We start from the raw sequence: 22,759 nt of genomic DNA on the forward strand, positions 1-22,759 counted from the left end.
GCGCGTCACGGGTGCCGGGGCTGTGCCGCGCTGCGTGCCTTCCTGGCGCGCATGAGCACGTAGGCCGCCGGCACCACGAACAGCGACAGCAGCGGCGCCGTGACCATGCCGCCGAGCATGGGCGCGGCGATGCGGCTCATGACCTCGGAGCCCGTGCCCGTGGCCCAGACGATGGGCACCAGGCCCGCCAGGATCACGGCCACCGTCATGGCCTTGGGCCGCACCCGCAGCACCGCCCCCTCTCGGATGGCGTCGAGCACCACGTCGCGGCTGGGCGCCAGGCCCTGGTCGGCCCGATCCTGCAGCGCGTGCTTGAGGTACAGCAGCATCACCACGCCGAACTCGGCCGCCACGCCCGCGAGCGCGATGAAGCCCACGCCCGCAGCAATGGACATGTTGTAGCCCAGCACCCACAGAAACCAGATGCCGCCCGTGAGCGCAAAGGGCAGCGTGGCCATGATGAGCAGCGCCTCGTCGAAGCGCTTGAAGGTCAGGTACAGCAGCACGAAGATGATCAGAAGGGTCGCCGGCACCACGACCTTGAGCCGGGCGTTGGCGCGCTCCAGGTACTCGAACTGGCCCGAGTACGCCAGGCTCATCCCCGGCTCCAGCTTCACGTCCTTGGTGACCGCGGCGCGCAGGTCGTTGGCCACCGCTGCGAGGTCGCGCCCGCGCACGTCCACGTAGACCCAGCCCGAGGGCCGTGCGTTCTCGCTCTTGAGCAGCGGCGGGCCGTCCGTGACCTGGATCTTGGCCACCGTGCCGAGCGTGATCTGCTGACCCATGGGCGTGAGGATGGGCAGGCTGGAGAGTCGCTCGGGCGAGTCGCGCCACTCGCGCGGGTAGCGCAGGTTGATCGGAAAGCGCGCCAGCCCTTCGACAGTCTCCGCCACGTTCTCGCCGCCGATGGCGCCTGCCACCACCGCCTGCACGTCGGCGATGCTCAGGTTCAGCCGCGCTGCGGCGGCGCGGTCGATCTGCACGTCGATGTAGCGCCCGCCGGTGAGCCGCTCGGCCAGGGCCGAGGACACGCCGGGGACGCCCTTGGCGATGCGCTCGACGTCCAGCGCCACGCGGTCGATGGTGGCGAGGCTGCCGCCCGTGACCTTCACGCCGATGGGGCTCTTGATACCGGTGGCCAGCATGTCCAGGCGGTTGCGGATGGGCGGCACCCAGATGTTGGCCAGGCCCGGGATCTGCACCGTGCGATCCAGCTCCTCCACCAGCTTCTCGGGCGTCATGCCCGCGCGCCACTGCTCGCGGGGCTTGAGTTTCACCGTGGTCTCGAACATCTCCAGTTGCGCCGGGTCGGTGGCGGTCTCGGCGCGGCCGGCCTTGCCGAAGACCATCTCCACCTCGGGCACGGTGCGGATCATGCGATTGGTGATCTGCAGCAGCTCCGAGGCCTTCTGGGCCGAGAGGCCCGGCAGGGCCGAGGGCATGTAGAGCAGGTCGCCCTCGTCGATGCGCGGCAGGAACTCGCCACCCAGGCGCGACAGCGGCCACAGCGTGCTGGCAAAGACCAGCACCGCCAGGGCGAGCGTCGTGCGCGGCCGATGCAGCACCCACTCCAGCACCGGGCGATACACCGCGATGAGCACGCGCGTGATCGGGTTCTTCTGCTCATCAGGAATGCGCCCGCGAATCCACAGTCCCATGAGCACCGGGATCAGCGTCACCGACAGGCCCGCGGCCGCGGCCATGGCGTAGGTCTTGGTGTAGGCCAGCGGCCCGAAGAGCCGCCCCTCCTGGGCTTCGAGCGTGAAGACCGGGATGAAGCTCAGCGTGATGATGAGCAGCGAGAAGAAGAGCGCGGGGCCTACCTCCTCCGCTGCGCTGGTGATGACGCTCCAGCGCTCGTCGCCCTTGAGCTCCTGGCCCGGGTGAGCGTGCTGCCAGGCTTCGAGCTTCTTGTGCGCGTTCTCGATCATCACCACGGCCGCGTCCACCATGGCGCCGATGGCGATGGCGATGCCGCCGAGCGACATGATGTTGGCGTTGATCCCTTGCCAGCGCATCACGAGGAAGGCAGCCATCACGCCCAGCGGCAGCGCGATGATGGCCACCAGCGCCGAGCGCAGGTGCCACAGGAACACCGCGCACACCAGCGCCACGACGATGAACTCCTCGACAAGCTTGTCCTTGAGGTTGTCGATAGCCCGCTCGATGAGCGCGCCGCGGTCGTAGGTCGTGACGACCTCGACGCCCTGGGGCAGGCTCTTTTGCAGCTCTGCGAGCCTGGCCTTGACGGCGTGGATGGTCTCCTGCGCGTTCTTGCCCGAGCGCAGGATGACGATGCCGCCCGTGACCTCGCCCTGGCCGTCGAGCTCGGCGATGCCGCGGCGCATCTCGGGGCCGATCTGCAGCGTGGCCACGTCGCCGAGCTTGACCGGCACGCCCGCCCGCGCGGCCAGCGGGATGTTGCGGAAGTCGTCGAGCGACGTCAGGTAGCCGCTGGCGCGCACCATGTACTCGGCCTCGGCCAGCTCCAGCACCGAGCCGCCGTTTTCCTGATTGCCCGCCATCAGCGCCTCGCGCACCTGGGCCTGCGTGATGCCGTAGGCCGCGAGCTTCACGGGGTCGAGCACCACCTGGTACTGCTTGACCATGCCGCCTACGGTGGCGACCTCGGCCACGCCCGGCAGGCTCTTGAGCTCGTACTTCAGGAACCAGTCCTGCAGCGCGCGCAACTGCGACAGGTCATTGCGCCCGCTGCGGTCAACGAGCGCGTACTGGAACACCCAGCCCACGCCCGTGGCATCCGGGCCCAGCGCGGTCTTGGCACCGGCGGGCAGCCGGCCCTGCACCTGGTTGAGGTACTCCAGCACCCGCGAGCGCGCCCAGTACAGGTCCGTGCCGTCCTCGAACAGCACGTAGACGAAGCTGTCGCCAAAGAAGGAGTAGCCGCGCACGGTGCGCGCCCCGGGCACCGACAGCATCGTGGTGGCCAGCGGGTAGGTCACCTGGTTCTCCACGATCTGCGGCGCCTGGCCCGGCAGCGTGGTGCGGATGATGACCTGGACGTCCGAGAGGTCCGGCAGCGCGTCAACCGGCGTCGTGCGCAGGCCCCAGATGCCGGCGGCGGCAAGGAACAGGGTGGCCAGCAGCACCAGGAAGCGGTTGCCGACCGACCAGCGGATGAGGCTGGCGATCATTGTCCGCTCCCCGTGCCGTGACCGGCGTGGGCATCGTGGCCGGCATGCGCATCCTGCGGTGGCACGGGTGCTGGCACGGGAGCCGCGGCTGGCCTGGCCGGCGCCGCGCCGTCGCGCGTGATCGCCGTGACGACCGCCTCGTCACCCTGCATGCGGAAGCTGAAACGCACCGGGTCCTCGCCCTTGAGCCCCTTGGCCATTCCGGGCCGCTCCAGCTTGAAGGGCATGGTCATGGGCGGCCACTTCAGCGCCGCCACCGCCTGGTGGTCCAGCGTGATGGTGTCGCCCTCGACCTCGACCACCTTGCCGCGGGTCTCGTAGGTGGCCGGGACAGCCGCGGGCTGGACAGCCTTGGTCGTCGCCGCAACCGCGGGGGCGGCCCCGTGGGCGCTTTCATGGCCGGGCGCGGCTGCAAGGGCAGCGGGCGCCGGCGCCGTGCCGGCTGTGGCCTGCGCCACGATGCCGCGCAGGCTGGCCTCGGAGTCGATGAGGAACTGGCCGGAGGCCACCACCTGCTGCCCGGGCTCGATGCCGCGGCGCACGGCGATGCGCTCGCCCACCTCGGGGCCCAGCTCCACTTCGACCGGGCGGTAGCTGCCCGGCGCGTCCACCACGTACACCAGCGCGCGGCGCCCGGTGCGGATCACGGCTTCTGCCGGCACCGTCACCGCCTCGCCCTGGGCACCGCCTTGCAGCTGCACCTGGGCGAACATGCCCGCACGCAGCCGCTGGCCCGGGTTGGGCAGCTCGATGCGCACGCGCAGCGTGCGGGTCTCGGCACTGGCCTCAGGCAGGATGGCCAGCACCTTGCCGCGCAGCGCCTCGCCCGGCGCAGCCGCCAGGCGCACGCTGGCCGGCTGGCCGATGGCAACACTGGAGGCCTGCACCTCCGGCAGCGCGGCCTCGACCCAGACCGTGCCCAGGCCGTTGATGCGCGCCAGCGTCATGCCCGGCGCCACCGTCATGCCCTGACGCACCATCAGCTCGGCGATCAGGCCGCCGCCGGGCGTGGTGATGGTGGTCGTCGCCACGGGCCGGTTCTCGCGTTCGACGCGCTCGACAAGGCCCGCAGGCATGCCCAGCAGCACCAGGCGCTGGCGTGCCGCAGCCGTGAGCGACGCGTCGCCGGTGGCGCGTACGGCCAGGTATTCCTGCTGCGCGGCCAGCCATTCCGGGTGCAGCACGTCGGCCAGCGGCGCGCCAGTGCCGATCACGTCGCCCGGGGCGCGGGCATAGACGCGCTCGACGAAGCCGTTGGCACGCGCCTGCACGATGCTCACGTCGCGCTCGTTGAGCTGCACCGTGCCGACGGCGTCCACCGCCGTGGCAAGCGTTCGCTTCTCGGCCGTGGCCACGCGCAGGCCCAGCGCCTGCATGGCCTGCGGCGACACCGCCACGCCACCGGCTGCCGCACCGCCGGCCTCGTCGGCGTACTTGGGCTGCAGCGGCATGTCCATGTAGGGCGACTTGCCCGGCTTGTCGAACTTCATGTCCGGCTTCATCGGGTCGTACCAGTACAGGATCTGGCGCTCGGTGGAAGCGGCCGGCGCCGTGGCGCCGGCGTGATCGGTGCCGATGTGCGAGGGCGTGCGCCAGGTGGCCAGCCCCCAGCCGGCGGCCATGCCGGCGGCGAGCAGCACGACGGCCAGGGCAATCTTCTTGGGTTGGGTGTTCATGGTGCTCACTCGGCAGTCAGGGTGTTCAGGCGCACGCGCAGGTCCACGCGCTCGGCGTCCAGGCTCAGCGTGCGCAGCCGCTGCTCCAGCGCCGCAGCGCGCGCGGCGAGCACCGCGCCCAGGTCGCTGCGGCCGGCCTGGTAGGCGGTGGTGACAAGCGACACGCGTTCGGCGGCCAGGCGCTGGCCGTCCGTGCGCAGCCGCTGTGCCTGCGCATCCAGCGCCTGCAGCTCGGCCAGCTGCATCTCGACCTCTTCCCCGTGGCGCCGGGCCGTGTCCTCGCGCTCGGCTTCCACGCGCTCGAGCTCACGGCGCTTGCTCGCAACCTGCGGCTCCTGGCGCTGCCCCTGGCGCAGCGGCAGGTCGAAACTCAGCTGGAAGGACACCATGTCGTCATAGCGGGGACGCCGGGCATAGGCCACTTCCCAGGACCAGTCGCCGCGCTTTTCCGACTCGGCTTCGCCGATCTCGGCCCGGGCCATGGCGGCCATCGCCTCGAAGGGCTGCAGCTCGACGTGGCGGTGCAGTGCCTCCCGCACGGCCTCGGCGCGCACGGTCAGCGCCGGTGGCTCACCGGCCAGCGGCTCGTCGGCGCGCGGGCCCACCAGGCGGCGCAGCGTGGCGCGAGCCTTGGCCACGTCGCGCTGGAACTCGTCCTGCCGGTCGTCCAGCGCGAGCGTTTCCTGCCGCGCCATGGTGAGATCCGTGGGCTGTGCGCCGCCCGCGGCGATGCGCGCGGGCAGGGTCTGCAGCAGCAGCCGGTTCTCGCGCCGGAAGTCCTCCAGCAGGCCCAGCCGCTGTTCGGCGTAGTGCACGGCGAGCCAGGCGCGCATCGCCTCGCGCCGGGCCTGCAGCTCCGCCACGGCGGCCAGGCTGCGTTCGCGCTCGGTGCGGGCCTGTGCCAGCTGGGTGCGGGCCTCGCGCTTGGCGCGGTTGGGCATCTCCTGCATGACGCCCACGCGCTGCATCGTCATGAAGTCGCGCGTGAGCTTCCAGCGGTCCATGCCCGTGACGGGCAGGTTCTCCACGCCCACCGACAGGCGCGGGTCCGGCAGCGCCGCGGCGGCGGGCTCCGCGGCCTGCGCGCCAGCGGTTGCCGCCTGCTGTGCGCGCAGCGCCGGCGAGACTTGGCGCGCCAGGTCCACTGCTTCAGTGAAGCTCAGGGCGGCAAAGGCGATGGGAGCGTGGAGGGCGACAAGCGCCAGGGTGCAAGCGGCGGCCAGACGGCGCAGCCGAGGCTGCCGTGGCGCGGCAGCGGCGGGTTGCGCGAGGCGCGCACCCGGGAAGAAGACAGACATGGCGGACCTTCGGAAATCCAGTGACCAAGGACAAAAGACGGGAGCCCAGCGCGCACGCCGATGGCGGCGTGCCGTCTGGAAGCAACCCGTCAGGTCAATTCCGAAGTGAGAGGTGCGACAGGTAAATGGGAGGCGAGCCGCGCGGGGCGCCGTCCGTGGGCGGCCGCGAACGGGCTGCGACCGATGGCGAAACGGCCAGGACCGGCACCACCCACAGCAGCACCGGTAGGGCAGCCAGCGCCGCCCCGGGCTCGGTGCCCGGCTGCGGTGTCACGGAAGCGGTGCCCTGGTCGCAGTGCGCCTTGCACAGCTGCGGCTGGTCGGGGTCCATCGTGGCGTGCATGTCGCCGTCGCAGTCGTGCATGAGCACGGCGTCGGCGGGCATGGGAGCGGAGGGCACCTTGGCCTGCGGGCAGGCATAGGCGGCCGTCACCAGCTGCACCAGCAGCACGAACGCAGCCAGCCAGGAGGCCAGGCTGCGACGGTGACGGACGGTCAGGAACATGGGAGGCAGTCTAGGCGCGCGGCGCCGGCCGGAATTGAGCTTGCTCAAGATCCCGTAACAAATGGACGGCATGCGGGAATGGGGCTTGCCTCGAATGCGGCGCCTTTTTCACGGAAGACCGCCATGGAAACAAACCGCACCTTGTGCCTGCGCGTGTGCGCCGTTGCCCTGTCTTGCCTGGGCAGCCTCGCCGCCAGTACCGCCCATGCACAGGCTTCGGCGCCAATGGGCTCCTCGGGGCAAGGCTCCTCGTCGATGCAATCGGGCGGTTCGGGCTCGATGGACATGCACGGCACCATGATGCGCGGCATGGAGCAGATGCAGCAGATGAAGCCCACGGGCGATGCCGACCGTGACTTCGCCACCATGATGAAGATGCACCACCAGCAGGCGGTCGAGATGTCACAGGCCTACCTCAAGCAGGCCAAGTCGCCCGAGCTCAAGAAGATGGCGCAGAAGATCGTGCGCGATCAGCAAAAGGAGATTGGCCAGTTCGACAAGTGGCTGCAGTCGCGCAAGTAAGGCCCGGTTGAGCGGCAGGGCCACTGCCGCTACTAACGACCAAGCTGCCCAAGGTCGTCCAGGATCGGGCAGTCTGGGCGCTCATCGCCGTGACAGCACGAAGCCAGACGCTGCAGCGTCTGCTTCATCGCCGTCATCTCGGCGATGCGCCGCTCCAGGTCGGCGACGTGCTCCAGCGCGATGCGCTTGACCGAGGCGCTGTTGCGCCGGCGGTTCTGCCAGAGCTTGAGCAGCTCGGCGATCTCCGCCATGCCAAAGCCCAGGTCACGCGAGCGGCGGATGAAGCGCAGCATGTGCACCTCCCGCTCGCCGTACTGACGATAGCCCGAGTCCGTGCGCCGCACCTGCGGCAGCAGCCCCAGCGACTCGTAGTGCCGCACCATCTTGGCCGAGACGCCCGAGCGCGCGGCGGCCTCGCCGATGTTCAGGACGGGCGTCTCGGTGGCGGCAGCAGGCATGGCGGGCTCCTCGTGATGGGCTTGTCTTGGACGGCGGCGGTTTGGGCGCACCTTGCAGGGTGGGTCGGTGCGCAGACACTTCGCCATTCAGCATGAAGCTTTCCATGATGGCAAGGTCAAGTCATCGTGACCCATGTCCATGTCGGTGGGTGCAGTTCGAGAGAACAGGTGTTGACCTTCCCATGGTGGGAAGGTTGAAGCTGTCGGGCATCAGCAACCCACCAGCCAGGAAGGTCACCATGATCGAGTTCACCGTCCCCGAGATGAGCTGCGGCCACTGCGTCGGCGCCATCACCCAGGCCCTCAAGGCCGCCGATCCGGCGGCCCGGGTCGATGTGACCCTGGCCGACAAGAAGGTCAGGGTCCAGAGCACGCTGGAGCGCCAGGCGCTGGCCCAGGCGCTTTCCGAGGCCGGCTACGAGCCAGCCGCGGCCATCCCTGCCACAGGCCCTGCGCGCGGCGGCTGTGGCTGCGGCTGCCGCTGAAGGGGCGCCAAGGGGGCTGCGACTACAGCCGCTGCGAGATCTCCAGCAGCGGCTTCATGCCGGAGCCAAAGCGCCGCATCGGCTCCAGGTTCTTCTGCAGCTCGCCGTAGGGCAGGTAGCGGATGCCCAGCGACGACACGCGCGAGAAGGCCGGGCGCTGCAGTTGCAGCCGCACGTCCTCGCGCCGGTTGTCGGGTGCGACCAGGAACAGCACGCTGCCCTCGCCGATCTCGCATCCCAGCGCCAGGTCCAGCATGCGCACGATGCCGGAGTAGATCGATGTCGAGTGCTCGACCTCGAAGGCTGCGGCCACCTTCGCGCTGGCCGGATCGATCCATACCACGTCGATCAGGCGCACTGCGTCCAGCCCCGTGCCCGCCGTGGGTGGAAACTCCGCCAGGCACCCGTCGGAGAGCCGCCCGCCCGCGTACTCGCGGCTGCGGTCGTTGGCCGCGATCCAGACCTTGAAACCCAGCGCATGGCCCAGGTCGCGCAGCCAGCCCTGGACCTGCGTGTGGGTCGTGTCGTTCTCCTTCTCCGCCGCCCAGGCCTTTTGGGCCGCCGCGGACTCCTCGCGTACCTTTTGCAGGTCGGCTTCCCAGGCCTGGAGGGCCGCCGCATCGTCCGCACGTGGCGGCGCGGCATAGCGGCCGCTGCCGATGTCAAAGAGCAGCCCGGCGATGGCGCCCAGGTCGTTGGAGAGCTGCGTGCGATGCGCCTGGTTGAGCCGGATGGCGCCTTCTCGCATCGAGAGGTAGTGGTCCCAGCGTCCGAGCTTGACGTTGCCGCCCGTCACTGCGTTGTAGCCCCTGACCATCGCGGTGTTGAAGGGCATCACGAGGGTCGGGTGGATGAAGTACAGCAGGTTGGCCACCGCCGGACCCAGGCCCTTGATCTGCAGCGCGTCGATGCGCTGGATAGCCTCGCCCACGGCCTCGGCCGTGTCGCAGCAGTCACAGCTGTGCAGCAGCCGCGCGAAGGCCCGCTGGTTGGCGGCGTTCTCGTAGATGTCGGGAATGCGCAGCTTGGGTTTCCACAAGAAGGCGTGGTCCGCGCCCTTGAAGAGCTGGCGCTGCTCGGCGACGGACGCGACCACCGTCTCCAGCGCCGAGCCGCGGTAGGCATTGCCGAAGGTCCCGGCCTCGATCTCGCGCACGACCTGCCCGATGCCGCGGCGGATGGAGCGGAAGTTCTTGAGCCGCTCATCCCAGAGGAACCAGGTGTTGTAGGTGCTGTGGGGATCGGCTTTCCAGTGCTCGATGAGGATCGCCAGGGTGTCGTGCATCGCGGGAGTCCAGGTCTTGTGCGTCTTGTAAGGCCGGGAATGGTAAGAGGCGGTGACTGCGGCGATGCCCTGCAGATCAATCGATGCTCAGGCGCGCAACTCCCTCCAGCGCCGCAGCAGCAGCGCATTGCCCGCCACGCTGGCCTGGTTTGTGAACGGCGGTCAGGAAGTGCGCTTTTCCGGCGGTGATGGCGCGCTTTTTTGTTCCCGCAAGGCTCCCTTCTGTGGATAACTGCATGCGGCGTCGCGATTGTGGAAAACCGCTGTCGCGAGCGGCCTGGCCGACCTACGCCGGCTGATCCCACCTCGCGCTCAGCGACTGGAGTTGCACCACGGCACTTGGTTTTTTGTCATGATTCCAGTAAAGTGGAATCATGGAAGAGAAAGATGTTGTTCGATCGCTCGCCGCGCTGGCCCAGCCGGCGCGGCTGCAGGCGTTTCGCGCCCTCGTGGTGGCCGGCGAGCAGGGCCTGACGCCCGGCGCCATGGCCGAGGCGCTGGGACTGCCGGCGTCCACGCTGTCGTTCCACCTCAAGGAGCTGGCCAACGCGGGCCTGGTGACGCAGGAGCGCGAGAGCCGCAACCTCATCTACCGCGCCGCGTTCGAACAGATGAACGCGCTGCTGGCCTACCTCACCGAGAACTGCTGCCAGGGCGTGGCTTGCCTGCCCGCGGCCAAGCCCTGTACCGACTGCTGACCCAGCCCTTCAAAGGAGACCCGCGATGAAGCGCTTCCACGTCCACCTGCACGTCGATGATCTGGCCAAGAGCATCGCCTTCTACTCCAGACTCTTCGCCGCCGAGCCCGCGCGCGTGGAGAGCGACTACGCCAAGTGGATGCTCGACGACCCGGCCGTGAACTTCGCCATCTCCACGCGCGGCCAAGCCAGCGGCATCGACCACCTGGGCATTCAGACCGACGACCCGGCGGAGCTGGCCGCCATGAAGGAGCGCGCGCAGGCCGCCGACATGGCGCTGCTCGATGAAGGTGCTACGACCTGCTGCTATGCGCGCAGCGAAAAGCACTGGATCACGGACCCGCAGGGCATCGCCTGGGAGCACTTCCACACGCTGGGCAACATCCCCGTGTTCCGCGAGGGCGAGGCCGCTGCTGCAGCAGCCTGCTGCACGCCGGCCCAGACGCCAGCCGCCGAGCCGGAACCCGCCGCGTGCTGCACGCCGCGCGGCAAGCCGCTGGGCATCCCGGTGAAGTCCTCGACCTCCTGCTGCTGAAGGTGGCGACCATGAGCGACAAGGTCCGCAACGTCCTCTTCATCTGCACCGGCAACTCCGCGCGCTCGATCATGGCCGAGGGCCTGATGAACCACCTGGGCCGCGGCCGCTTCAAGGCGTACTCGGCCGGCAGCCATCCCGCCGGCGAGATCCGGCCGCTGGCCCTGCAGACGCTGCGCCAGTGGCACATCCCCACGGACGGCTTCAGCAGCAAGTCCTGGGACGAGTTCGCCGTGCCCGGAGCGCCGCAGATGGACTTCGTCTTCACGGTCTGCGACAAGGCTGCCGGCGAGCTGTGCCCTCTATGGCCGGGCCAGCCGATGACGGCGCACTGGGGCGTGGCCGACCCCGCCGCTGTCGAAGGCACGCCCGAGCAGCGGCAGCGCGCCTACATGGATGCCGCGCTGGTGCTCAAGCGCCGCATTGAGCTGATGCTGGCCCTGCCGCTGCAGACGCTGGCGGGCATGTCGCTGCAACGCGAGATCGAGCGCATCGGCAAGACCGGCGCCGCCTGATCCTCCAGCCCGCCGGGATCCTTGGCGGGGCATCTCCCTTGACTGACTCCACGCACCCGGGAAGCGCCGGGCCTGCAGCCATGACCATTCACGTCCTGATCCTCTGTACCCACAACTCCGCGCGCAGCGTGCTCAGCGAAGGGATGCTCAACCACCTCGCGGCTAGGCTGGGCCGTGACGTGCGCGCCCACAGCGCGGGCAGCGCACCCAGCGGGCGCATCAACCCGTTCGCCCTGGAGGCGCTGCACAACGCCGGCGTGGAAACCGGCGGCTACCGCAGCAAGAGCTGGGACGAGTTCTCGGCCGACGGCGCGCCGCCCCTGTCCATCGTCATCACGGTGTGCGACAGCGCCGCGGCGGAGTCCTGCCCGGTGTTCTTCGGCGGCAACGGGCAGCCGGTGAAGGTGCACTGGGGCTACCCTGACCCGTCCAACGCCGAGGGCGGCGACGAGGGGAAACGTCGCGCCTTCGAGCTCACGCGCCAGGCCATCGGCTACCGCATGCTGCAGCTGCTCGCGCTGCCGCTGGGGACCATGGACCGTGCCGCGCTGCAGGTGGCGCTTGCCGAGATCGGCCGCAGCTGAAAGCGCGCGAGGCATATCCATGAACACCACGCTGACCGCCCGCGCCGCCGCTCCGGCGCCCATGAGCGTCTTCGAGCGCTACCTGACCGTCTGGGTCTTCCTGTGCATCGTTGCCGGCATCGCGCTGGGCCAGATGCTGCCCGGCCCGGTCCAGGCCATCGGCCGCATGGAAGTGGCCCGGGTGAACCTGCCGGTGGGGCTGCTGATCTGGGTGATGATCATCCCGATGCTGCTGAAGGTGGACTTCGGCGCACTCCACCAGGTGCGCGGCCACTGGAGGGGCATCGGCGTGACGCTGTTCGTCAACTGGGCCGTCAAGCCGTTCTCGATGGCGTTGCTGGGCTGGATCTTCGTGCGCCAGGTCTTCGCGCCGTACCTGCCCGCGGACCAGCTCGACAGCTACGTGGCAGGCCTCATCCTGCTGGCCGCCGCACCCTGCACGGCCATGGTGTTCGTGTGGAGCCGGCTCACCAACGGGCACGCGCTGTTCACGCTGTCGCAGGTCGCCCTCAACGACACCATCATGGTGTTCGCCTTCGCGCCCATCGTGGCGCTGCTGCTGGGCCTCTCGGCCATCACGGTGCCCTGGGACACGCTCATCACGTCGGTGGTGCTCTACATCGTGATCCCGGTGATCGCAGCGCAGCTCTGGCGCCGGGCGCTGCTCAGGAAGGGCCAGGCCGCCTTCGACGCGACGCTGGCGAAGATCGGCCCTTGGTCCATCACGGCGCTGCTGGCCACGCTCGTGCTGCTGTTCGCCTTCCAGGGCGAGGCGATCCTCAAGCAGCCGCTGGTCATCGCGATGCTCGCGGTGCCGATCCTGATCCAGGTCTTCTTCAACTCGGCGCTGGCCTACTGGCTCAACCGGAAGCTCGGCGAGTCGCACAGCGTGGCCTGCCCGTCGGCGCTGATCGGGGCGAGCAACTTCTTCGAGCTGGCCGTGGCCGCGGCGATCAGCCTCTTTGGCTTCGAGTCCGGCGCGGCGCTGGCCACCGTGGTGGGCGTGCTCATCGAGGTGCCGGTGATGCTGCTGGTGGTGCGCATCGTCAACCAGAGCAAGGGCTGGTACGAGGCCGGCGCATGCAAAGCCTGAGCTGCTTCAAGGCGCTGCGTGCGTCTGGCGCTCACGATGGAGAGGCACTGGACGCCGGAGCAGGCACGGGCAGTGTTCGAGGTGTTGGACATGCTGCGCGACCAGCTCTGGGCTGCCTACGGAGCTGAGATCCAGCGGGCGGTGCGGGAAGGCCGCGTAACGCAGCAGCCCTGCGTGTCCCCCGACCTGCACGAGCCGTTCTGAGGGCCGTTGCGTCTTCTTGCGGCGCGGCGCCCCCAGCCAACCCCCAGGCGCCCTGTGCAATGCGCCAGCCCATTGTCAGCGCGATACCCGTCCCCCTCGGTGCTATGCCTGCGGCCAAACTGCCTTGCATGGACAGGGACGGTCGGTTGGCCATGAATGCCCGCTGCGCTTGGCTGGAGCACGAACTTCTGGCCATCGAGACAGCGCTTGGGAACCGCATGGTCGCCGCTGGTGACGCCGAGCGGCTGCAGCTGACCGCCTGCCAAGAGAGTCACCTTGCTGAACTTGGCACGGTCAACGCACGGCTCAGCGCTCTGCACGACGCCGCCGCTGCGACATAGCCGACCTTCACCAGCGCGCCGCCCTCTGAGCCGATCGCCTTCAAGGCTGCGGCCGCCCCTCACGGCCACCCATCCGCCGCGCCAAGCCAATGCGCAGCCGGCGCACAGCTGGCCGCCGAAAAACGCGTCGTCACCGCCGGAAAAGCGCGCTTCCTGACCGCCGCCAACACTGGTTGACATGGGCATCAAACACGCCCGGCACACGCTTGAGCGCCCACTCCACGCAGGCGATACAGCAGGCGCAGGTCATGTGCTTTCGATGGGCAACTCCCATGGCGTTGCAGGCGGGGTCGTTGCAGTGATGGTGGCGGTGTTCATGGTTGCTGCGGATGAGGGGTGGCAGCCAGTCGCGGCCTTGACATCATGGCAAGGTCAAGACCGCTGCGCCGAGCGGCCTGGGCAAGCTGCGGCATCGCCCGGGATGCACGCGAGCCGCGGCCAAGACACTGCGCGCGAGCGCCGCCACTGGTGCGTGTCTCTGCGGGCTGTATGCAGGTGCCGGCTCCGGGTTGATCCCCGTCAACCATGGTCAGGAGGTGGTGTCTATGCTGGTGCGCAAACACGTCTTGCTCGCACCCTCCACGCCATGCCCCTTCACCGCCGACAGCTGCGCCGCTGGACAGCCCTGGTGCTGTCGGCGTGGCTTTTCGGCATCGTGATGAGCATGGCCAACGCCTGCGCCGTGCGGCTTTCTGCCGAGGGTGCCGGCGCGATCGTGGAGCACGTGAGCGTGTCCGGGCACCACCATCATGGCGACGACCCTGATCACGACGACGGCGCGGACGCCGCCCAGGCCAACTGCCTGGACTTCTGTGATGCGGTGGCTGTGGCTGCCTCGGCCTGGCAGCCCACGCTCGATGCGGCCAGCCTGGCTTGGCTGCCCGCCGTCCTGGTTTCCCTGGTGATCCCCGCGCCGCTGGCCGTACGCGTGCGCTCGACTGCATTGCCACCCGACAGCACGGGTGCGCCTCCCATACCGATCGCGTTCCTGCGGTTGGCCTTGTAGCGCGGCCGTGTCCGCGGCAGCTCGCGCTGCCTGCGACCGCACCCGTGCCTTTTCCGCTGTGTCCTGCCATGAGCCTGTTGCCGTCGGCAACAGGTACGGCTCGACCGAGCGTTGCAGTCCCTGCAGTCCGTTCCCTACTCCATTTCACCGGGAGAAATCCATGACCCTTGTCCGCCAACTCTGCGCCGCCGCCGCCATCACCCTCGCTGCCACGGCTGCTCTTGCCCAGGCAGCGCCGTCCGACGCTGCACCCGCGCCGGCCATGTCCGCCTCGATGCCGCAGGACTGCTCCAAGATGATGTCGCGCCACGACCACGGGGCCGATCGCAACATGCCGTCGTCCAAGTCGATGGGCTGCGCCCAGGCCACGTCCGACAAGGCGTCCGCGCCGGCCAAGTCCAAGACCGCAGCGGGCAAGCACGACCACGCCAAGTTCCACAAGAACCAGTAAGGCCCGGCGCGCTGCTGGCGGTCCCGGCGTCCCGGACCCACCTGCGTGGTCCGGCGCCGTGCCCGCCAGGACTTCATGACGGGAAGCTGCCCCCCATAGGCAGCCTTCCCCAGCCCCTGGTTCCCGAGGAGTGCCTGCCATGCCCCCCGATGCGATGTTTTCTGGTCACGGACTTGCCGTGGCGAGGACCTTGCCCGCCGCCATGCCGGCCCTGGCGCGCTACTGGTCCGACGCGGCCTGGCGTGCGGTGGCAACGATGGACACGCTGCGCGAGCGAGCCGCGCGCATGCGCGAGCACGAGGCGGCGGGCATGCCGCCGCTGCTGCATTTTGACGCCGAGCAGGTGGCTGACGGCCGGGACGGCTCGCCGCCAAGCAACTACCGCCTGCTGCGCATTACCCGCTGTGGGAGTGACCACCTGGAACGCTTCGTCCGCCCTGATGCCGCACCCGTTGTCGTGGTGGAGCCGCGTGCCGGCCACGGCCCGGGCATCGGCGGCTTTCGGCGCGACTCGGAAGTCGGCATGGCTTTGGTCGAGGGCCACCCCGTCTACTTCGTCGTCTTTGATCCCGAGCCGCTCGAAGGGCAGACCATGGGCGCCGTGGTCCAGACCCTGGCCCGCTTCATCGACTTCGTAGCCCGGCGCCATCCCAGCACTGAGCCCATCGTCTACGGCAACTGCCAGGGCGGCTGGGCTGCGACGATGGCACTGTCGCACTGCAACCACCGCGCCGGATTGGCGGTGCTCAATGGCTCGCCGCTGTCGTACTGGGCCGGGGAGCCCGATGTCAACCCGATGCGGCTGTCCGGCGCCATCACCGGCGGTGCGTGGTCCGCGCACTGGCTGGCTGACCTTGGCGCCGGCCGCTTCGACGGTGCGTGGCTGGTGCAGAACTTCGAGTTGCTGCGCCCGGAAGGGCTCTGGAAGAAGTACGACGGACTGTTCGCCGATCCCGCTGCCGAGCACGACCGCTTTCTCGAATTCGAGCGCTGGTGGAACGCCTTCTACTTCCTGGGCCGCGAGGAGATCCTGGCCATCGTGCGCGAGCTCTTCATTGGCAACCGGCTGCAGAGCGGCGAAGTGGTGATCGATGGCCACTGCCACGCCAACCTCGCGCACGTGCACACGCCGCTGGTCATCTTCAGCTCCCACGGCGACAACATCACCCCGCCGCACCAGGCGCTGGGCTGGCTGCAGGCGGTCTACCCCTCGACACAGGCGCTGGTCGAGGCCGGGCAGCGCATCGTCTACCTGCTGCACCAGGACGTCGGCCACTTGGGGATCTTCGTCTCGGCCGACGTGGCGCGGCGTGAGCACCGGGCAATCCTGCACCATGCCGCAGCGATTGAGTCGCGGCCGCCCGGGCTTTACGAGATGCGGCTGACCGATGCGGCATCTGAAGGCGCGGCGCCCGGCGCCGCGTTCCTTCCACGCCGAATCGAAGACCTTCCTTTCGAGCCGCCGGGACCCGGCTTCGAACGCGTGAGCCGGCTGTCGAACGAGCTGGACGATCTCTACACGGCCTGGGTGTCGCCGCTGGTGCGGCTGTGGGTGACGCCGCAAGGCGCGCGGCTGCAGCAGCAGTGGCACCCGATGCGCACCAGGGTACGGGGCTGGTCCGAGCAGGTGCAGCCCATCCTGGCCGTGCTGCCAGCGGCCAGGCAGGCGCTCGAAGCTGCCGGAGCCCAGGACACTGCGCGGGCGTCGAATCCTTGGTTCCAGCTGGAGCGTGCGGCCAGCGCTGCCGTGGAGCACGGCATCACGGCCTGGCGGGTGCTGCGCGACCGCTGGGTGGAAGCCTCGTTCGAGCTGCTGCACGCGCCCGCGCCGCTGGGACAAGCGGCGGGACGGCTTGACATTGCTCAAGACGACTGCCGCGCGCTTGCCCACCCTGCGGCAATCAGGAACACGGATGCAGCCATCCCGGTTGAGTCCTCACCCAACTGCAGCTGACCGCGGCATCTCTTTCGGAGAAAGCTCATGGACCATTCTTCCGTCCCCTCCTACGGCCTGTGGGGCCTGGTGGTGGTGAACTCGCTGGTTTTCATCATCTTCGCTTTCAGCTTTGCCAAGCCGCAGAGCCGGCGCGACTGGCGCTCCTTCAGCGCCTTCTCAGCTTTCCTGGTGGCGCTGTTCGCCGAGATGTACGGCTACCCGCTGACCATCTACCTGCTCTCGGGATGGCTGGGCTCGCGCTTCCCCGGCGTGGACTTCCTCTCGCACGATGCCGGGCACCTGCTGGAGGTGATGTTCGGCTGGCGGGCCAATCCGCACTGGGGTCCGTTCCACGTGCTGAGCACCGTCTTCATCGGCGGCGGCTTCTGGCTGCTGTCCGCGGCGTGGCGGGTGCTGTGGGCCAACCAGCGCCGCGGCACGATGGCCTCGTCAGGGCCCTACGCGCGGGTGCGCCACCCGCAGTACGTCGCCTTCGTGCTGATCATGTTCGGCTTCCTGCTGCAGTGGCCCACGATCCTGACGCTCACCATGTTCCCCATCCTGGTGTTCATGTACGTGCGGCTGTCGCTGGCCGAGGAGCGCGAGTCCGAGCGGGCCTTTGGCAGCGAGTGGGCACGCTACGCGGCACGCACGCCGCGCTTCTTCCCGCGGCTGGGGCGACCAGGGCCTGATACGCAGCACCGCCACGGCGCGTGAAACCGCAAAGGGTGACGACCATGAAGCTGACCTTCCTGGGCGCAGCCGGCACCGTGACCGGCTCGAAGTACCTGCTCGAACACCGCGGCCACAAGCTGCTCATCGACTGCGGCCTGTTCCAGGGCTGGAAGGCGCTGCGCGAGATGAACTGGGAGCTGCTGCCTTTCGACGCCCACGACATCGACGCGGTGCTGCTCACGCACGCGCACCTGGACCACTCGGGCACGCTGCCACTGCTGGTGCGCCAGGGTTTCAGGGGCATGGTGCTGGCCACGCCGCCCACGATCGAGCTGTGCACGTTGCTGCTGCCCGACAGCGGGCGCACCCAGGAGGAGGACGCGGCCTTCGCCAACCGGCACCACACCTCGCGGCACGAGCCGGCGCAGCCGCTCTACACCGAGGACGACGCCCTGCTGGCGCTGCGCCGCTTGGCGCACCTGCCCTTCGACACGCCGGCCCAGGTCGTGCCGGGCGTGAAGGCCACTTTCCACCGCGCCGGCCACATCCTGGGCGCGGCGTCCATGGCCCTGGACGTCGAAGGCCAGACCCTGCTGTTCTCGGGCGACGTGGGGCGCCCGGACGATCTGCTCATGCGCGCGCCCGCACCCGTGACGCCGGCGCACTGGATCGTCGTGGAGTCCACCTACGGCGACCGGCTGCATCCCACCCAGGATGCCGAGGCCGCGCTGGGCGAGGTGATCTCGTACACGGCCGCGCGCGGCGGCACCGTGGTCGTGCCGGCCTTCGCGGTGGGCCGTGCCCAGACGCTGCTGTACATGCTCTACCGGCTCAAGCAGCGCGGCGCGATACCGGACCTGCCGGTGTTTCTCGACAGCCCGATGGCCATCGACATGACGGAGATCTACCACCGGCACCGCGCCGAGCACCGTCTCTCCGCGCAGGAGTGCGCCGGCATGTGCGGCGTGGCGCAGATGGTGCGCACGGCTGACGAGTCCCGCGCCGTGAGCCGCTCGCGCTTTCCGGCCGTGATCGTCTCGGCCAGCGGCATGGCCACGGGCGGACGCGTGCTGCACCACCTGCGCCAGCGGCTGCCCGACCCCCGCAACACCGTCGTGCTGGTGGGCTACCAGGCGGGCGGCACGCGCGGCGCGCGGCTGCTGGGGGCGAGCGCACGCTGCGCGTCTTCGGCCAGGACGTGCCGGTGCGCGCGGAAGTGGCGTCGCTCGAAGGCATGTCGGCCCATGCGGACGCGGCGCAGCTGGTGCAGTGGCTCGCCACGGCGCCATGGCCGCCGCAGCGCGTGTTCGTCACGCACGGCGAACCGGCGGCCGCGGACGCGCTGCGCCAGCGCATCAGCCATGAGCTGGGCTGGTCGGCCAGCGTGCCACTGCTGGGCCGCAGCGTGGATCTCGGCGCTTGAGCCCTGACCGCAAAACTGCCGCGCCAACCGCTTCCCCTGATTCTTCGCTCCACAGGAGACCCCTTCATGGACAAGTCGCAAGCCCCGCCCCCGCAGCCGGCCTTCCGTTCCTGGAGCCGCTGGATCTTTGCCGCCTTCATGGTCATCGCGCTGTTCCTGCTCTGGAGCGAGCACCGCGCTCACGTCCTGGGCTGGGTGCTGCACGCGCTGGTGGGCGCCTGCGTGCTGCTGCTGTACCTGAACACGCGCGCCTGCGAGCACGACGGCCCGGACGACGACAGGTTCCCGCCATGAGTGCAAGCACCGGGTGCGAACACCGCGCTGTCCAGGTGGGGTGACATGTGCTTTTCGGCGACCGCAAGCCTTGCAGCCGGCACCTTCCTGGCCGGTGTCGGCGTGATGACGCTGCGCAGGGTTCGGCATCGCTCGGAACTCGCCTACGCCGCCATACCGCTGCTGTTCGCGATCCAGCAACTGACCGAGGGCGTGGTGTGGCTCACCTTCGATCCGGCGCTGGAGCGGCTCAACACGGCGGCCGCGATGCTGTACTCGCTGTTCTCGCACGTGCTGTGGCCCATCTACGTCCCCGTGGCCGGCTGGCTGCTGGAGCGCACAGCCACCCGGCGCAAAGCCTTGGGTGCCGCGGTGGCGGTGGGTCTGAGCGTGGGGCTGTACCTGCTGGCCACGCTGGTGAGCGACGGCATCGTGGCACGCCCGATCGGGCGGCACATCGAGTACGACGCGCCCCACCTCTACATCCCGGCCGTGATGGCGCTGTACCTGGCCGCCACGACGCTGAGCCTGCTGCTGTCGAGCCACGGCCGGGTGCGCTTGTTCGGCGCGCTGGCATTCGCCTCCTCGGTCCTGGCCTACGTGGCCTACGCCCGCTGGTTCATCTCCGTCTGGTGTTTCTTCGCCGCCCTCCTCAGCATCGTGGTGTGCCTGCACCTGAGTCAGCACCCGAACAGGCTTGCCGGAGCGCGGCCATGACAGGGCCCGTGGAGGCCGCACCGGTACGCTGCACACAGCGCGTGCCACCCTATCGACAAAGGAGAGTGCCATGCAATGGCTCAACGACAACTGGCTCGTCGCCTTGCTGGTGCTGGGCGCCCTGGTCTTCCTGCTGCGACGCGCCGGTGTGGGTCGAGGCTTCGCCGCACCCCGCCCGCATCCCCAGGCCAGCCCGGGAGTGGACTGGTCGTCCACCGACCCGGTCAGCGGCGAGCCCGCAGCAGGCGACGGCACCTTGACGGCTCAGCACGGCGGGCGCGTCTACCACTTCGCCTCGCGCGAGACGCTGGAGCGCTTCCAGTCCGACCCCGAACGCTACCTGCGCGGCGGCGCCGGCCGCCACGGGCCCGGCACCGCGCACCGGCATGGCGGCCACGGCGGCGGCTGCTGCTGAAAGCCCCGCGCCCCAGGAACCACGACGACCCACACCAGACCTGCCCGGCAAAGGCGCAGGCCCGCTCCTTCAGACAACCAAGACCCAAGCATGGCTTCGATGGACAAGAAACAGACCTTCTCGCTCTGGTACGTGCTTCTCGCCCTGTTCCTGATCACGCTGCTGCAGGACTACCTCGGCCAGGGGCACACGCTCACGCTGAGCTACAGCGAGTTCAAGCAGGCCGTGGCCGGCGGGCAGTTGCAGGACCTCGTGATTGCCGACGGCATGGCCACGGGCACGCTCAAGACCGACGGGCTGGAGCAGGTGCTGCCCAAGGAGAAGGTGGACCGGCTCAAGGCCGCGGGCGGCGAGCACCGCTTCGCCACCGTGCTGATCGACGACCCCGGCCTGGTGCCAGCCCTGGACGCGGCCAAGGTGCGCTACGGCAGCGTGCGCGAGAGCAAGCTGTTCGCGATGCTGCTGTCCTGGGTGGCGCCGGCGCTGGTGTTCTTCGGCATCTGGTGGCTGCTCATGAAGCGCATGGGCGGCGCCGGCGGCGCGGGCGGGCTGATGTCCATCGGCAAGAGCAAGGCCAAGGTCTACATGCAACAGGAAACCGGCGTGACCTTCAAGGACGTGGCCGGCATCGACGAGGCGCGCGAGGAGCTGATGGAGGTGGTGGAGTTCCTGCAGAGCCCGGAGCGCTACAAGCGCCTGGGCGGCAAGATTCCCAAGGGCGTGCTGATCGTGGGCGCGCCCGGCACCGGCAAGACGCTGCTGGCCAAGGCGGTGGCGGGCGAGGCCCGCGTGCCGTTCCTCTCGCTCAGCGGCTCGGAGTTCGTGGAGATGTTTGTCGGCGTGGGCGCGGCACGCGTGCGCGACCTGTTCGAGCAGGCCGCGGCCAAGGCGCCGTGCATCGTCTTCATTGACGAGCTCGATGCCCTGGGCAAGGCGCGCGGGCTGGGCGGCTTCGGCGGCGGGCACGAGGAGCACGAGCAGACCCTCAACCAGCTGCTCGTGGAGATGGACGGCTTCGACGGCAACCGCGGCGTCATCATCATGGCCGCGACCAACAGGCCCGAGATCCTGGACCCGGCGCTGCTGCGCCCGGGACGCTTCGACAGGCACGTGTCCATCGACAAGCCCGACCGCAAGGGCCGGCGCCAGATCCTGGATGTGCACGTGAAGAGCGTGAAGCTCGCACCCGGCGTGGACCTGGACGCCGTCGCCGCGCGCACGCCCGGCTTTGCGGGCGCGGACCTGGCCAACCTGGTCAACGAGGCCACGCTGCGCGCGGCCAAGCTCGGCAAGGACGCCGTGGACATGGATGACTTCGAGCAGGCGCTGGACCGCATCGTGGCCGGGCTGGAGAAGCGCAACCGCGTCATGAACCCCGAAGAGCGCCGCTTCGTGGCGTACCACGAGGCCGGCCACGCGTTGGTGGCCGAGCACCGGGCCACGGCTGACCGGGTGGCCAAGATCTCCATCATCCCGCGCGGCATCGCGGCCCTGGGCTACACCCAGCAGTCACCCACCGAGGACCGCTATCTGCTGCGCAGGAGCGAGCTGCTGGACCGGCTGGACGTGCTGCTGGGCGGGCGCGTGGCGGAGGAGATCGTCTTCAACGACATCTCCACGGGCGCAGCCAACGACCTGCAGCGCGCCACCGACATGGCGCGGCACATGGTCACGCAGTACGGCATGAGCCAGACGCTGGGGCTGGCGACCTGGGAGACCGCACCGCGCTCGGCCTTCCTGGCCGTGCCGGGCGGTGGGGAGCAACGCGACTGCAGCGAGCGCACCGCCGAGGCCATCGACGCCGAGGTGCGACAGCTGCTGGACGAGGCCAAGCAGCGCGTGACGGCCACGCTGCAGACGCACCGCGAGCAACTGGAAGCGTTGGCGAAACTGCTGCTGGAGAAGGAGACGGTGGACCGGGCAATGCTGGATACCGTGCTGGCCCGCGTGGGGGCCGATCCGGTGTTTCAGGTGCCGGTCACAAGCGCGGTGACGCCGTAAACACCGCCAGCAACGCACTTCTCAAGGAAAAGCCGCTCTAGCATCAATGGCCATGCGCCGGGTGCACCAGCGCGCGTATGCCGCGCCGAAGATCCTCCCCAACCAGGGGCGGCTCTCGGGCCAGGCGTATTCGATGAAGACGCCCAGCCGGCAGCCGCGCTCCAGCGGCGCGATGTCAAAGCCCATGCGGTAGCGGCCCACGACGAGCAGCCGCGGCTCGCCCACCGTGTGCCAAGTCTTGCGCAGCGGCGGTGCGCGCTCCTCGACCCGTGAGCTCACGTCGAGATTCAGGCCGAGCACCTTGCCGTGCAGGCGGTAGACCGAGCCGATGGAGCGCCCGCCGCCAGCATCCGTGGTCAGGGCCATCGCGGCGCCGGCCATCATGGCCGAGGGCTTGCCCATGTGGGCGGACAGCCGGCGCGGGTCGTCGAGATGCTCGAAGAGCCGCTGTGCGTCGGCGTTGACCAGCACCTCGGTGCGGTGCCGCAGGCGCAGCGGCTGGGCCACG

At 69.5% G+C, this 22,759-nt stretch carries 23 protein-coding genes and 1 pseudogene; 17 read left to right on the top strand and 7 right to left on the bottom strand.

The annotated features are described in order from the left end of the window. Positions 1-5 precede the first annotated feature (5 nt). The 4 genes from SM757_RS03890 to SM757_RS03905 form a co-directional block, all read right to left on the bottom strand. Entirely contained in the window at positions 6-3,155 is a 3,150-nt protein-coding gene (locus tag SM757_RS03890; protein ID WP_029001667.1) for an efflux RND transporter permease subunit, read from the bottom strand. Then, positions 3,152-4,831 carry an efflux RND transporter periplasmic adaptor subunit gene (locus tag SM757_RS03895; protein ID WP_029001668.1) on the bottom strand — a complete coding sequence of 560 codons (1,680 nt, stop codon included), beginning with the start codon at positions 4,829-4,831 and terminating at the stop codon, positions 3,152-3,154. The genes SM757_RS03890 and SM757_RS03895 overlap by 4 nt, the downstream gene beginning before the upstream one ends. A 5-nt stretch (positions 4,832-4,836) precedes the next feature. Beyond that, positions 4,837-6,129, bottom strand: a complete 1,293-nt coding sequence (locus SM757_RS03900) for a TolC family protein (RefSeq protein ID WP_029001669.1) — start codon at positions 6,127-6,129, stop codon at positions 4,837-4,839. Between the two features lie 94 nt (positions 6,130-6,223). Beyond that, positions 6,224-6,634: a hypothetical protein gene (locus SM757_RS03905; RefSeq protein WP_029001670.1), complete on the bottom strand. Its 411-nt coding sequence runs from the start codon at positions 6,632-6,634 to the stop codon at positions 6,224-6,226. Positions 6,635-6,757: 123 nt separating this feature from the next. Here SM757_RS03905 and SM757_RS03910 point away from each other — a divergent pair, with 123 nt between their 5' ends. After that, positions 6,758-7,156, top strand: a complete 399-nt coding sequence (locus tag SM757_RS03910) for a DUF305 domain-containing protein (RefSeq protein WP_064736106.1) — start codon at positions 6,758-6,760, stop codon at positions 7,154-7,156. A gap of 32 nt (positions 7,157-7,188) precedes the next feature. Here SM757_RS03910 and cueR read toward each other — a convergent pair whose 3' ends face one another. Next, on the bottom strand, positions 7,189-7,614 hold the full coding sequence (cueR, locus tag SM757_RS03915; protein WP_169517157.1) for a Cu(I)-responsive transcriptional regulator: 426 nt from the start codon (positions 7,612-7,614) through the stop codon (positions 7,189-7,191). A 239-nt stretch (positions 7,615-7,853) separates the two neighbouring features. Between cueR and SM757_RS03920 the strand changes: the two genes are divergently transcribed. Further along, positions 7,854-8,099 (top strand): heavy-metal-associated domain-containing protein, encoded by a 246-nt coding sequence (locus SM757_RS03920; RefSeq protein WP_051244359.1) that lies wholly within the window; start codon positions 7,854-7,856, stop codon positions 8,097-8,099. A 22-nt stretch (positions 8,100-8,121) separates the two neighbouring features. Here the strand turns inward: SM757_RS03920 and SM757_RS03925 are convergent, their stop codons facing one another. Beyond that, positions 8,122-9,384, bottom strand: coding sequence for a hypothetical protein (locus tag SM757_RS03925; protein ID WP_029001672.1), 1,263 nt, complete (start codon positions 9,382-9,384; stop codon positions 8,122-8,124). Positions 9,385-9,758: 374 nt separating this feature from the next. Between SM757_RS03925 and SM757_RS03930 the strand changes: the two genes are divergently transcribed. The 15 genes and pseudogenes from SM757_RS03930 (at position 9,759) to ftsH (ending at position 22,251) form a co-directional block, all read left to right on the top strand. Next, on the top strand, positions 9,759-10,082 hold the full coding sequence (locus SM757_RS03930) for an ArsR/SmtB family transcription factor (protein WP_029001673.1): 324 nt from the start codon (positions 9,759-9,761) through the stop codon (positions 10,080-10,082). A gap of 25 nt (positions 10,083-10,107) precedes the next feature. Continuing rightward, positions 10,108-10,617 carry an ArsI/CadI family heavy metal resistance metalloenzyme gene (locus SM757_RS03935; protein WP_029001674.1) on the top strand — a complete coding sequence of 170 codons (510 nt, stop codon included), beginning with the start codon at positions 10,108-10,110 and terminating at the stop codon, positions 10,615-10,617. 11 nt (positions 10,618-10,628) lie between these two features. Continuing rightward, positions 10,629-11,132, top strand: coding sequence for an arsenate reductase ArsC (locus tag SM757_RS03940; protein WP_029001675.1), 504 nt, complete (start codon positions 10,629-10,631; stop codon positions 11,130-11,132). Positions 11,133-11,212: 80 nt separating this feature from the next. Beyond that, complete coding sequence (locus SM757_RS03945) at positions 11,213-11,716, top strand: arsenate reductase ArsC (RefSeq protein WP_029001676.1); 504 nt, start codon at positions 11,213-11,215, stop codon at positions 11,714-11,716. A gap of 19 nt (positions 11,717-11,735) precedes the next feature. Continuing rightward, a complete protein-coding gene (gene arsB, locus SM757_RS03950; RefSeq protein WP_029001677.1) occupies positions 11,736-12,809 on the top strand; it encodes an ACR3 family arsenite efflux transporter in 1,074 nt (357 codons plus the stop codon). Positions 12,810-12,845: 36 nt separating this feature from the next. Then, positions 12,846-13,013 (top strand): hypothetical protein, encoded by a 168-nt coding sequence (locus SM757_RS03955; protein WP_169517159.1) that lies wholly within the window; start codon positions 12,846-12,848, stop codon positions 13,011-13,013. Between the two features lie 927 nt (positions 13,014-13,940). Beyond that, positions 13,941-14,360 carry a hypothetical protein gene (locus SM757_RS03960; protein ID WP_156902150.1) on the top strand — a complete coding sequence of 140 codons (420 nt, stop codon included), beginning with the start codon at positions 13,941-13,943 and terminating at the stop codon, positions 14,358-14,360. A gap of 160 nt (positions 14,361-14,520) precedes the next feature. Next, positions 14,521-14,811: a hypothetical protein gene (locus tag SM757_RS03965; RefSeq protein WP_156902151.1), complete on the top strand. Its 291-nt coding sequence runs from the start codon at positions 14,521-14,523 to the stop codon at positions 14,809-14,811. A 139-nt stretch (positions 14,812-14,950) separates the two neighbouring features. After that, complete coding sequence (locus SM757_RS03970; protein ID WP_238455988.1) at positions 14,951-16,765, top strand: DUF3141 domain-containing protein; 1,815 nt, start codon at positions 14,951-14,953, stop codon at positions 16,763-16,765. A 27-nt stretch (positions 16,766-16,792) separates the two neighbouring features. Then, a complete protein-coding gene (locus SM757_RS03975) occupies positions 16,793-17,464 on the top strand; it encodes a methyltransferase family protein (protein ID WP_043461583.1) in 672 nt (223 codons plus the stop codon). 20 nt (positions 17,465-17,484) lie between these two features. Beyond that, positions 17,485-18,845 (top strand): annotated as a pseudogene (locus SM757_RS03980) (MBL fold metallo-hydrolase RNA specificity domain-containing protein). A 66-nt stretch (positions 18,846-18,911) separates the two neighbouring features. Beyond that, positions 18,912-19,139: a DUF2933 domain-containing protein gene (locus SM757_RS03985; protein ID WP_066342595.1), complete on the top strand. Its 228-nt coding sequence runs from the start codon at positions 18,912-18,914 to the stop codon at positions 19,137-19,139. A 45-nt stretch (positions 19,140-19,184) separates the two neighbouring features. Then, positions 19,185-19,835, top strand: coding sequence for a DUF6629 family protein (locus tag SM757_RS03990; RefSeq protein ID WP_066342598.1), 651 nt, complete (start codon positions 19,185-19,187; stop codon positions 19,833-19,835). A 70-nt stretch (positions 19,836-19,905) separates the two neighbouring features. After that, complete coding sequence (locus SM757_RS03995; protein ID WP_043461588.1) at positions 19,906-20,250, top strand: YHS domain-containing protein; 345 nt, start codon at positions 19,906-19,908, stop codon at positions 20,248-20,250. Between the two features lie 99 nt (positions 20,251-20,349). Beyond that, a complete protein-coding gene (gene ftsH, locus SM757_RS04000; protein ID WP_051244362.1) occupies positions 20,350-22,251 on the top strand; it encodes an ATP-dependent zinc metalloprotease FtsH in 1,902 nt (633 codons plus the stop codon). Between the two features lie 21 nt (positions 22,252-22,272). Here ftsH and SM757_RS04005 read toward each other — a convergent pair whose 3' ends face one another. Beyond that, positions 22,273-22,758, bottom strand: coding sequence for an SRPBCC family protein (locus SM757_RS04005; protein ID WP_238446931.1), 486 nt, complete (start codon positions 22,756-22,758; stop codon positions 22,273-22,275). Position 22,759 lies beyond the last annotated feature (1 nt).

Source organism: Azohydromonas lata (assembly GCF_034427735.1).
GTDB lineage: Bacteria > Pseudomonadota > Gammaproteobacteria > Burkholderiales > Burkholderiaceae_C > Azohydromonas > Azohydromonas lata.